General features: G+C 63.8%; 7 protein-coding genes. 3 read left to right on the forward strand and 4 right to left on the reverse strand.

The annotated features are described in order from the left end of the window. From pbpC to VGL01_RS24165, 3 genes are all read right to left on the reverse strand, one after another. Positions 1-1860: penicillin-binding protein 1C (gene pbpC, locus VGL01_RS24155; protein WP_331573892.1), on the reverse strand; the 1860-nt coding region annotated here is incomplete at its 3' end. Between the two features lie 43 nt (positions 1861-1903). Continuing rightward, positions 1904-8059, reverse strand: coding sequence for an MG2 domain-containing protein (locus VGL01_RS24160; RefSeq protein ID WP_331573894.1), 6156 nt, complete (start codon positions 8057-8059; stop codon positions 1904-1906). A gap of 248 nt (positions 8060-8307) precedes the next feature. Then, positions 8308-8742, reverse strand: coding sequence for a hypothetical protein (locus tag VGL01_RS24165; RefSeq protein WP_331573896.1), 435 nt, complete (start codon positions 8740-8742; stop codon positions 8308-8310). A gap of 184 nt (positions 8743-8926) precedes the next feature. On the opposite strand from VGL01_RS24165, the gene VGL01_RS24170 reads away from it, so the two are divergent. Together VGL01_RS24170 and VGL01_RS24175 are read left to right on the forward strand one after the other, a co-directional pair. Continuing rightward, positions 8927-10054, forward strand: coding sequence for a hypothetical protein (locus VGL01_RS24170; protein ID WP_331573898.1), 1128 nt, complete (start codon positions 8927-8929; stop codon positions 10052-10054). Positions 10055-10234: 180 nt separating this feature from the next. Then, positions 10235-10861, forward strand: coding sequence for a LysE family translocator (locus tag VGL01_RS24175; RefSeq protein ID WP_331573900.1), 627 nt, complete (start codon positions 10235-10237; stop codon positions 10859-10861). Positions 10862-10925: 64 nt separating this feature from the next. On the opposite strand, the gene VGL01_RS24180 is transcribed toward VGL01_RS24175, so the two are convergent. Beyond that, positions 10926-11213: a DUF1488 domain-containing protein gene (locus tag VGL01_RS24180; protein WP_331573902.1), complete on the reverse strand. Its 288-nt coding sequence runs from the start codon at positions 11211-11213 to the stop codon at positions 10926-10928. A gap of 557 nt (positions 11214-11770) precedes the next feature. Here VGL01_RS24180 and VGL01_RS24185 point away from each other — a divergent pair. Beyond that, positions 11771-12136, forward strand: coding sequence for a DUF2946 domain-containing protein (locus VGL01_RS24185; RefSeq protein WP_331573904.1), 366 nt, complete (start codon positions 11771-11773; stop codon positions 12134-12136). The last annotated feature ends 16 nt before the right edge of the window (positions 12137-12152 follow it).

Raw genomic sequence — 12152 nt, forward strand, 5'->3', positions numbered from 1 at the left:
GGGCTCGATATTGCGCTCGAAGCTCACGCGCGCTTGCACGACGCCTTTCGGCGGACGAGGCGCCGCGCTCGGAACCCGTCGATGCAAATACCCGACAATCGCCGCCCAGATCGGCGAAGCGCCCGTCACACCGGATACGTCCCACATCGGCTCGCCATCGGCATTTCCGACCCAGACACCCACCGTATAACGCGACGTGAACCCGACGGTCCAGTTGTCACGCATGTCCTTGCTCGTGCCCGTCTTCACCGCCGAAAAAAACCGCGTATGCAGCGGACTGTCGAAGCCGAACGTGCGCGTCCTGGCATTGTTGTCGGACAGCACCGTCGTCACGACGTAGCTCGCCTCGGCGCTGAGCACCCGCGTTGCCGCCTGTGTCGAGCGCGGGTCCGGCGGTTGGGCGCAACCGGGCAAATCGCAGGTAGGCGCGACGATCCCACCGTTGGCCAGCGCGCGATAAGCGTTCGTCAGCGAGAGGAGCGTCACGTCCGCGCTGCCGAGCGCGAGCGAATAGCCGTAATAGTCGCCGCTTTCGGTGAGCGGCAAACCCAGCGCGCTCAGCGTCATGGCGAAGCGATGCGGCGTCACCATCACGAGCGTGCGAACGGCCGGCACGTTCAGCGAGGAACCGAGCGCAGTACGCACGCTGACCCAGCCTTTGAAATCCTTGTCGTAGTTTTGCGGGATATAAAGACCACCGCCCGCGGCCAGATCGAGCGGTGCGTCGTCGAGCAACGATGCCGTCGTGAGTCGCCGCTCGGCGATCGCCTGCGCATAGAGAAACGGCTTCAGGGTCGAGCCGGCCTGGCGCCTCGCCAGCACCGCATCGACGTCGCGCGCCCCCGAGAACGCACCCGACGAACCGACCCAGGCCAACACCGCGCCCGTCGCGTTATCGAGTACGACCGCCGCGGCATCGTGCACGTTGCGCGGGTGAGCCGGTGCATTGAGCTCGACGATCGTGCGCGTCAGTATCTCGTTCGTGAAGCGTTGAAGTTTCGCGTCGAGCGTCGTGACGATTCGGGCACCCGCGCCCGGATGCGTCTCATTGGCGACGCGACGCGCAAAATGCGGCGCAAGCATCTGCGTTTCGGGCGAAACCGACAGCACGGCCGGAGCCGGCCGCGCGAAGGCGAGTTGCACGAAGCCGCCGAGGGTAGCGCAGCCCGAGGGTGCCTTCATATCGCGCAGAATGCGGCAGGCGCGCGCGGCAACCTTGGCGGGCGAAGCATTCGGCGAGCGAATCAACGCGGCGGCAACGGCCGCCTCGCGTTCGTCGAGACCCGAAGGCGCCTTGCCGAACAGCGTGATCGAAAGCGCGGACAGCCCGATCGTCTCGCCCCGAAACGGCACGAGGTTCAGGTACGCCTCGAGAATCTGATCCTTGCGCCAGCTCCGTTCGAGCCAGAGCGCGCCGACTGCCTGCTTCGCCTTTTCCGTAACGTTTCGGTGTCCTGAACGTTGCCGTTCGTCATCGAGCAGCCCCGTGAGCTGCATCGTGACAGTGGAAGCCCCGCGCGTGCGCGTATTCCACAGATTGCCCCACGCGGCGGCCGCGGCACCGCGCCAATCGACGCCGCTATGTTCGTAAAAGCGCTTGTCCTCGGACACGACGATCGCCTCGCGCAAGGCGGGCGAGACGTCGGCGAGCGCCACCCACTCGCCGCGCCGCTCGGTATCGTCGATTCGCGTGCGCTGCAGCGGCACGCCGTCGCGCGATACGAGCACCCAATCCGAACTGCGCCACTGGCTGCGCACGGTCTCGAACGACGGGAGCGCGTGCGCGGCAAGCGGCATCGCGAGCGTCAGCACGACGAGCGGGCGAACCATCGCAACGCGCCACGCTTTCAACCTGAACATATTGCCCTCGATCGCGTGCCGACGCATCGTCCCTCGCTCCCCGTCATTTCGCCGGCGCGGGCGGTTGGACGACGACCGCTGCATTCGGCAAGACGCCAAAACTCGACGGCGCGTAAAGCGCTTCGACACGCGTCGGCGGCAGGCCGAACGTACCGACGTTGTTGAGCCGGACCGTGTATTCGACGGAGAACTTGCCCTTAGGCACATAGCTGTAATAGGCACGATAGCCATCGTAGCCACGTTCGACGAAATCAGGCCATGCGCCGCGTTGCGCCTTTTCTCCCACGGTGGCGGCCTCCGAATCGCGCCCGAGGCCCGAGCCGAGAATCGTCGCGCCGGCCGGAACGGGGTCATCGACGACAACCCATGTCATGTCCGTCTGGGCATCGATATCCAGATGCACCCGCACGATGTCGCCGCGAGTAGTGACGCCTTTGACCGCGGGATCGACAGGCGTCACCGTCTTCGCGATCCGATAGCCCGCGGCGAACGGCGCCTTCAGCTCGACGGCGGCCAGGCTCTCGACGGTGGCCCACGGCTTGCCGGTCCCCTCATGCGTGAGCGTCAACGGGACCGGTGCGCTGCGCGCCTCGGGCGGCCACGCCAACAGCTGAGCGCGCGTATCGGCCGTTTTGGTGGCAGCCGTAGCCGCCGAAGCCGTCGCTTGCACCGCCGATCGCGCCGAAACCGACGATCCCGCCGTTGCCGCGGCAGCGGGCTGGCCCCATGCGACGGTACTCGCGTTCGGCCCGAACTCCAGCTTCGTCTTCCCCGTCACGGCGACGCTTTCGAACGCGCGCGAAAACCGCTCGACGGCAAACGAGCCGAGCAGGTTCGCCGTCGTCGTCTGCCATGCCCCATGCTGTTGCAACGCAAGCAGACCGGCGAGAAGTCGCGGCATGTCGTCTTTCCAATCGGGTTTGTCGACGAACGTCAGCACCGTGCGTGCCGCATTGCTCTCGGGGCCCTCCATCAGCCACCAGAGGTCGTCGGTGTCGGCCGTCGAAAAAGTCAGGCGCGTGCCCTGGTAGGTGAGACGCGAGCGAACGATCTGCTCCACCTGCGCGAGCTTTTCGTCGCGCCGCGCGATGTCTTTCACCCGCGACAGGATCGCGTAGTAGTCGAGCACCGCGGACGTCGGCCATTGGTTCGGCGCGATCTCGATCGAATCGAGCATACCCGCCCGCGCGAACCCGTAACGGGACAGCGCTTCGATCGCCGCCAGCTTGCGCAGGTCGAGATCCTTGCGCGGCGCCCACGTATTGCGCTCGATCCGCCCTTCCACGAAATTGACGAGCCCGCCCTCGAGCTTGGCGCGCAGATCGTCGGGCAGCGCGAAACGCGCATCGAGCCTCGCTGCTTCGTCGCTCGCGTCGAGCAAGTAGGCCGTCAACGTCGTGCTGCCGGTATTACCGCTGTCGTCGCTAGGCGGGAAGTAGTTGGCAAGGCCGTCGCGGTCCAGGTAGACAGGCATCCTGGCCACGACAGCCTGCCATTGCGCCGCATCGCGCAGGCCGAGCGCGCGCGAGGTTTGCTGCTCCAGACACCTGTACGGATAACGCTCGAACCATCGGCGCACGCCGGGCATGCCGTCGGAAAGCTTCGATTGCAGCGACACGGCTATGCCGCCGCGCAACGCGCCCGCCTGCGTGGCGGTGGCATTCGGCGGCGCGGCGACCGGCAGCGAATAGGTACCGTCGATCTGAGCGAGCGTCGCCTGCTGCACCGTCACCGGTATCGCCGCATCCACCCGTTGCATCACTTTCAAGGCATCCGAAGCGTGCGGCCCGCCTTGTTCCGTGGCTCCGATACTCCATGTCAGCGCGGCAGGCGTCGCCTCGGCGGTGCCGTCCGGCGGCGTCACGAGCCACGCGACCTCGCGTGCCGAGTCGGGTCCGACCTGCACGGTCTGCGGGGGCAAATCGAGACCCTTCACGCTCGGCGTGACAACGACGCTCATCGCGCGCGTAGTCGTGTTGCGCACGGTGAACTGCGCACGAAAGCGGTCGCCCTCGCGCACGAGCGGCGGCAACCCTGAGATCAGCTGCAGATCCTGAGTACTCCTGATTGATGCGGCGCCCGTGCCGAACGTGCCGTCGCCCACGGCCGCGATTGCGACGATGCGAAAGCTCGTGAGCGAATCGTTGAGCGGCACGTCGACGAATGCCTCTCCGTTCGCATCGAGCGTCACGCGCGGATTCCACAGCAGCAGCGTATCGAAGAGCTCGCGCGTCGCGCCATGCCCCCCGCCTCCACCCGCGGGCACCGCCTTGCGTCCGAAATGGCGACGCCCGACGATCTCCATCTGCGCCGTGGCCGTCTCCACCCCGTATGCACGCCGCTGCAGCATGGCATCGAGCACGTCCCAGCTTTCGTTGGGCATCAACTCGAGCAGCGCTTCGTCCACGGCCGCAACGGCGATCTGCGTGCCCGCCGGCGCCGCCTTGCCGCCCGGCATCCGCACGCGCAGCTTCACATGCGCCTTGCCGCGCACCGTATAGGACTTCGCATCCGGCGTGACGGTGACCGCGAGCTTGTGAGCCGCGGTGCCGACCTTGATCTCGGTCAGGCCGTATCGGAATGCCGGTTTCGACAAATCGACGAGCGGCGTCGGCGCTTCATACCGCCTGCCTTCGTACCAGAACGCCCTCGCCCATTCGAGCGGCGCTTTCCAGCCCCACGTGAAAAACGAATACCAGGGCACTTCATGAATCCGCCCGCGCAGCGCCAAGACCGAGACGTAGACGTTCGGTCCCCATGCCGGATTCACTTTCAGCGTGACGGTCGGATCCTTGCCGTCGAGCTTCACGACGTGCGTTTCGATAATGCCTTCCCGCTCCACGGCAACGAGTGCCGTGGCGAAGCGAAACGGCATGCGCACTTGAAAGCGGGCCGTCTCGCCGGGTTCGTAAGCGGTCTTTTCCGGCAATACGTCGATGCGATCGGTGTTCTCTCCTCCGAACCAGAGTTCGTCTTCGCGCGTGACCCAGATCGATGTCGAGGCCGTCGACGCGTTGCCGTCGCCGTCTTTCGCCGTCACGACGAGATCGACATTGCCGGCTTCCTTGATCTTGGCATCGCAGCTCATGAGGCCATGGTCGTCGCTCTTGCCGCTGCAGAGCGTGCCGAGGTCCTTGGTCTCGGTGCGATTGTCATAGGCATAGAAGCCGCCGACCATGCGCTTGCGCGACGAGATCGTGATCCGCGCAATACCGCGTACCTCGAGCGGCACGCCGGCACGGGGCTTGCCTTGAAGGTCGACGGCGAGCGCCTTGATCGGCACCGCATTGCCGACGGACACCCATTGCCCGGACTTCACGCCCGCCACGACGGCGGCGGGCCAGAGCGTTGCATTGCCGCTGATCGTTTGGACCTCGCCATTCGGGTCCGCGAACGTGGCCTCCAAGACGAGGCTCTTCGGCCCATCGACGGACGGGATGTCCTTCAGCGCGAGACTGCCGGCGCCGTTGCGATCGAGCGTCACGGGTTGCTTGTCGGCAATCAGCTTCGAACCGTCGTCGCCCGAATCGCGTGCGCTGGCCTCGTCGTCCGACGATTCCGATGTGCCGGCATCGTTGCGGGGCACATAGGGCTCGAAGCTGAACTCCGGATAGGTGTCGGCAAATGTCGGCGACGTGCGCCGGGTCAACGCGGAGACCTGTACCGGCAAGCCCGATGCGCCGCCACCGGACGTGTACTCGATCTGCAAGGCAAGCGGTGCCGACTTGGCCGCCACGAGGGGATGAGACTTCTCGTCGCGCACGGCGATCGTGCCTTTGAATACCGGCAGCCGAAATTCCTCTACGCGGAAGCTGCCCGATGCGTAGCTGGGGCCAGCGTGCTCGCCCGAATCGTCGTCACTGTCTTCGCTATCGGTGGCTTCGTCGCTGTTCTCGCGGTTGCCGGCACTGTCGTCTTGGCCGTTCTTCTTGCCGGCATCTTTCGAGGCGTTTGCGGCGGGATCGACATCGTCCAGCGAGACGCTGTATTCCCCGAGCTTTGCCGAGGCCGGAATGGCGAACGTGGAATCCGCCGTATGATCGGCTGTCCATTTGAGCGGCATGCGCCACGTCTGTCCGCTGCCAAGATGACGAATCGTCACGCGCGACGGATAGCGCTTGGGAAAAGCGAGACCCTGCATGGTCTCCACGCGGATCATATGCTTCATCGAAACCGTCTCGCCCGCGCGCAGCAGCGTCCGATCGAAGACCGTATGGGCGCGTACCGTCTCTTGCGCGCTCGTATCGGTGGGCACGTTGAAGCGCCAGGCCTCGATGCCGCGATTCCAATCCGATCGAACGAAGGCCATATCGCGGCCTGTTTTCGGATCGTCGACGCGGGCCGATATGAACAGGCCCTCGAAGCTGTCGTCCCGGCATTTCGCGCGAGCGTCGAGCGGCCCATCGGTCTTCATGACTCCGTTGACATCGGTCCTGCCCGAAGCGAGTTCGTCGCCGTTGCAATCGCTCACGCGAATATCGGCATTGGGCACCGGCTGCCCACGATCGAGCGTGGTCACCCATACGACGCTGTTCGCGCGCCCACGCTTGAAATGCACGCCCAGATTCGTCACGAGCACCGCGGTACGCACGTACATCGGCGCCTTCTTGCCCAGGAGCGACGCCCCCAGTGCGGGCGAGGCCAGTTCGATGACGTAAAAGCCGGGCTTCGCCACGGGAATGCCGACTACTTCGAACGGACGCAACGTCTTCGGGTCCGCTTTAGGCAGCGTCAGCGTTTCGATGTTCTGTTGACCGGCAAGCAGCGAGAGCGAGCGCAGGTCGATTTGCGGATTCTTGCGATCCTGCTTGGCGTCGTCGGTGCCGCCGGTGCGCGGGATCGTGACCGGATGCGGATTGTGCGTCAGCAGCTCGGGCATATGCTCATCGATCCACTTGCGGTCTTCGGTGAAGCCGTCGAACCGGTCGACGTTGCGCATCCAGCGTCGAATGTCGCGATCGGCCTCGACGCGCATCTTCGCGAACTGCGCATTGCCCGCGTTGAGCCCATCGACGTGCAGGTCCGCCTCGACATTGCGCAGCGTGATCGGCACGAGCGCCGGCGTGTCCGGCTCCGCATAGCGCTCGATGATGCCGAATGTCCCCGATGAAAACTTCGCGAGCGGCGGCATGGGCGCCGTCATGGTTTTGAGCGGGAAAAGATCGGCGTTGGCCAGCGCCCGGCCGCTCACGTCCTTCAAATTGGAGGGCGCACGGATGATCAGCTCCGCTCGCTCGGGCAGCGGCGCCGCGAATTCGACCGTGTTCGTTTGCGGATCGTTGTTATCGGGCGAGAACGACGGCTTCATGTCGCCGTTCGGGCCTTTCATACGGAACGCCTCGGCATCGGCTCGCGAGATCGGCGCATTGAACTGCAGCCGGACCGGCCGCAAGGGAGTACAGGGTGCTTTGGCGTTTTCGCGCTCGCAGCTGAAGCCGGCCGAAAAAGGTTCGCGCACCGTATAGTCGAAGCGGCGTTCGACATCGTTGACGAGGCCGCTCAGGCTCGCGATCCCTTTGCCGTAGACGAGTTGCGCGTTCGTACCGGACGGCAGCGCCTGCTGGCATTGCAAGGTCAATACCTGCGCCGCTTCCTTTTGCAGCACAAATCGCTTCAGAAGCGCGGCGCGTGTCGCCGCATCGACGTTCTTGACCGGAATGCGGTTGCCCAGCCCGCTCGATTCGCACCAGATGTTCCGTTGCACCGAGTCCGCCGTCGCCGGGCCGTTGAGCCGCAGCACGAACGCCTGATCCTCTTCGATCTCGCCGCCCGACGGCTCGATCGATTTGACGGACGGCCCGCCCGTTTCGAACGTGAAGTGCTTGGGGCCTTTCAGCGCATTGCCTGCTGCCGATTTCAGTCCGTCGCCCAGATCGACGGTGCACGACACGCCCGGCGGCAAATCGGCGTTGAAATCCCAGGCCCAGGTCTTCTCGTCTATCCAGCGCGCGTGGCCGGCGCTGGCCGAGGGATCGTTGCACTTGACGCGTGCCGGCGCGGGTGCATCGGGCGAACCGAACGCCGCCATGGCTTCGTCGAACTTGACGACGACCTGCCGGGCCTGCGCCACCTTGCCTTGCGGCGTGACGCGCGTCACGCGGGCAGCCTCGGCCCGCCACCCCGCTGCCGCCATGAGCGCCAATGCCGCGACTGCCGCGGCGGCCCATCGGCACCCCATCCCGATCTTGTTGTTCTGCATCGACCGCGCTCCGTTTTACTTCTTCGATTTATCGATTGAGCCGCAAGACGAGCACTACCGCCATCCACAATTTGGTCGGTAGCGCTACGATGCGTGAGATTCTAAAAGACTATCGGGGAGACAAGGCTGTCCAGTGACAGGACAAAGCGGGCAAGGAGGAAGATAGCCGCCGGTCGGCCTGGTTCGCTTTCGACCGGCCAAATGCGACGACGGCCGCCCCTGCTGGGACAGCCGTCAGCGGCATGATGTCAGTCGCGGTAGTGGTGCTTGCGATGGTGCCGGCCGCGGTGAGCGCCGTAATCGTTGGAATACGAATTCGCGCGCGAGATGTGGCCGCCGAGCGCCGAGCCGGCTCCGCCGCCAGCGGCCGCACCGATGATGCCGCCGGTGCGCCCGCCCAGCGCATTGCCTGCCGCCGCGCCTGTGCCGCCGCCCAGCGCGCCGCCGACGATCGCACCCGTGCGTTCCCGGCGATTCGAAGTGATGGCCCCGCCTGCGCCGCCGCCCACGGCACCGCCGATGACCGAGCCGGTGCTGCCGCCGACTGCGCCGCCAACGGCAGCGCCGGCAGCGCCACCCAGTGCACCGCCGAGCGCATTGTTCAAATCGCCGGCGAATGCCGGCAGCGAGCTCAACGCAGCCAACGCCGCGAAGGCGGCAATCCGAACGTTTTTCTTCAACATATGAGGCCTTTCGTCTTTGTTTGAATAACGGCGCGCAGTATAGCGAGCCGCCGAAAGGCAAATGTTGCTCAACGGTCCGGAGTCCGTAAGAGATGTAACGAAATCCGGCAGGCCGCACGAGGTTATCCGTAATTATCCATTTCAGGTATAATTACCCACACTCTGGATAATTCTGGATAACTCCATGGAATTGACGGAACTGTGGCACTTCCCGCGGCCCGAGCTGGCGAGCGCCTATCTCGCCACGCTGGACGCCGGGCTCGTCACGTCGACGACGATTTTCGCGCCGCGCCGTACCGGCAAGACAGCGTTTCTCTTGCGGGACCTCAAACCGCTGGCCGAAAGCGCGGGCTACACGGTAGTGTACGCCGACCTCTGGCAAACGCGGCAAACGCCGGGCGCCGCCCTCGCGCGTTCGCTCGAAGAGGCGTTGGAACCGCATTCGCTGCTCGAAAAGGTCCTGGCGCGGCTGCAGGCGCCCGTCAAATCGCTCAAGGGTAAGGCCGAGTTCGGCGGCGCCACGCTCGAAGGCCACATCGAACTCGAAGACGATCACAAGCGGGAGATCGGGGATACGGCGCTTTTGATCGATGCGCTCGTTGCGGAGTTGACGAAGCGCCGGCCGGTGCTGTTTCTGATCGATGAGGCGCAATCGCTCGGCCGCAGCAAGGAGGGCGAGGAAATGGCGCGCGCGCTGCGCACGACGCTGACGAAGCATCAGCGCCGGCTTCGCATGTTGTTTACGGGTTCTTCGCGCACGAAGCTCGGTCATGTGTTCACGAATGCGAATGCACCGCTCTACTCGGCCGCGAGTACGGTGCAGGACTTCCCATTGCTCGGCGACGAGTTCGTCGATTACATTGCCCGGCGGTTCAGGGAATCGACGAAGCGCAAGCTCGATACAACGGCGGCGCGCGATGCCTTCGAGTTGTTCGGGCGGCGCCCGGAGCCTTTGATGGAAACCGTGCTTGCACTGATGATGAGTCCGGCGCTGACGTTTCCCGAAGCCATTGCGATGCAGCAGGAGAAGTTGGCGCGCACCGAGAATCACGAGGGGACCTGGAATTCGCTCGACGCGACCGAGCGCGTACTCGTGCGGATGTTCGCGGACGATCCTTCGATGAAACCCTTCGCGAAAGCGACGCTGATCAAAATCCGCAAGCGCGTGGGTATCGACGACTTGCAGCCGACCCACATTCAAAAGGCGTTGGGCCGGCTTGCGGAAAAGACGGTCGTGGCGAAGACTCCGCGCGATGTCTACGAATTCGAGAACGAGAGTTTTGCGGACTGGGTGCGCAATATCGTCGACTGAACGGCAACGCGCACCAGTGCGCTATGCGTGGCCCAACGATTCGAGCCACTTCAAGCTCTCAGGCCTACAGGCCTTCAGGCCAGTCGTTGCGTGTGGCAGGCGGCCAGGACAGCCGTTCGACATTGGAGCCTGGATCGTAGACAATCCTCGCATTCCTAACTGCTTAGGACAGGAGCCGCAATGTTCGACCTTTCCTCGTTGAGCACCTTCGTTGTCATCGTTCTCGGGCTGTTTCTCATTCCCGGTCCCGCGGTGCTGCTCGTATTGAGCCGCACGGCTCAGGGCGGCCGCAAGACGGGAGTCATGACAGGCCTCGGGATCGCAACCGGCGACTTCGTACATACCGTCTTCGCCGCGGTTGGCCTGTCGGCGGTGCTGATGACTTCCGCGCTCGCGTTCAACGCGGTCAAATTCATCGGAGCGGCTTATCTGATCTATCTCGGTGTTCGCGCGATCCTCGAAAAGCAGGGCGACCCCTCATTGCCGAAGGTGCCTGCCGTCACGCCTGCAAAAGCCTTCTTGCAGGCAGTGCCCGCCGAAGTACTCAACCCTAAGACCGCACTCTTCTTCCTCGCTTTCATGCCTCAGTTCGTGCATCCCGAACGAGGTTCGGTCTTTTTGCAGTTCACCGTTCTAGGACTTATTTTCGTCGTCTTGAGTTCGCTGTATACGACGCTTCTCGCACTTTCGATTCGACCATTGGGCCGAGTCGTGAAGCGACTGTCCTGGATTAGCCGTTGGCAAGGAAAAATCGTGGGCTCCATCTTCATATCGCTGGGCTTGAAAGTCGCTACCCAGCATCGATAGGCCATTGGCGAATGACCGCTCTCGGGACGTTATGGCAAGCGCATTCTTGCGAGAAGCGTGTAGCTCACGAAATCGAATATCGATTCTGAGGGCCGGCGACATACTGCTTCTGTGCCATCTCGAGAACCTTGTCGCGAAACTCGTCAAAGACACCCAGCACCGAGCGCTCGTCCGACCCGACGCCAGGCTGCAGGTTTCTGAGCATGGCGTCGTCGATCATGAAAGTAATTTCGCGCGAATTGTCGTAGCCCCAGAAACACACGCAATGCCGGGAGGCATCGTAGCTACGGCTCGGATTGGGAAACTGAAGCATGATGGTCAGGCTTTCGGGGGCACAGCCGAGTAGCGCCATTTACTTGCACTGGAGTCGATCGCAGCGTCACTGAGGCGTCGCTGCTCGGCTCTGGCTGCATCCGCAGTCTCGAGGGTACGCGCACGTGTGCTGCGTTCGATGGCGTCCTGGCTCGGTCTGGGAATTCCGGCCGGAGCACGTTTAAGTCGCGATTGCATGATGACGTCCTGAAGCAGAAGGCCACGCGTCGGCGGCCAGTCTCCCCACTGTATACCCTTTGGCTGACACCGACGTCTTTATTTGCCTGGTGGCGCTTCGGCCTGGCGATATCACTGACGCTTCGAAGCCTCCTTCTTCAGCTTCTTCGCGTCTTTCTTTTCTTTTGGCGTCTTGGTGGCCACTTTCTTCTCCGTCTTTTTGGCGTCGTGGGCTTTGCTCATGATGGCCTCCTTCTATATAGGTATCTCAGTGTACGGCGCGACGCGCTTTCCGTCCAACGAAACAGGGGCGGCAATGCCGGCGTCACCGGGCCCTGGAGCCGGGTATCAGGACGGTTTCATTTGAACCGCCGATTCAGCAGATGGTAAACTCGCCGCGCGTCGTCCAGCCTCCACACCATGACTTCACGATCCCGCAACCACCTGACCGCATGGCTTGGCCTCGTTGCCATGTGGCTCATCGTGCTCGCCCCAATCGTGAGCCAGTTGGTTGTCGCCGCGCATCGGGACGATCCGAATGCCGTGCTCTGCTCAGCGACGCAACCTGCAGCCGATTCCGCCCACGTCACACATGCCGATCCGCTGGCGGCCTGCGGCTATTGCGATTTGATGGCCAATCACACGGCGATACCGGCACCGCCGCAATCGCTACTCCTGTTTATTACGGTCGTCGCAATAGCGGCTATCCCCACGCTGTCCATCCGCTTTACCCCTCTCGGCGCGTTCCCTTCCGGTAGACCCCGCGCCCCACCCGTCCTCTCCTGACTTTCCGTTACTCGCA

It is taken from the genome of Trinickia sp. (genome assembly GCF_036503415.1).
In the GTDB taxonomy this organism is placed as follows: Bacteria; Pseudomonadota; Gammaproteobacteria; order Burkholderiales; family Burkholderiaceae; genus Trinickia.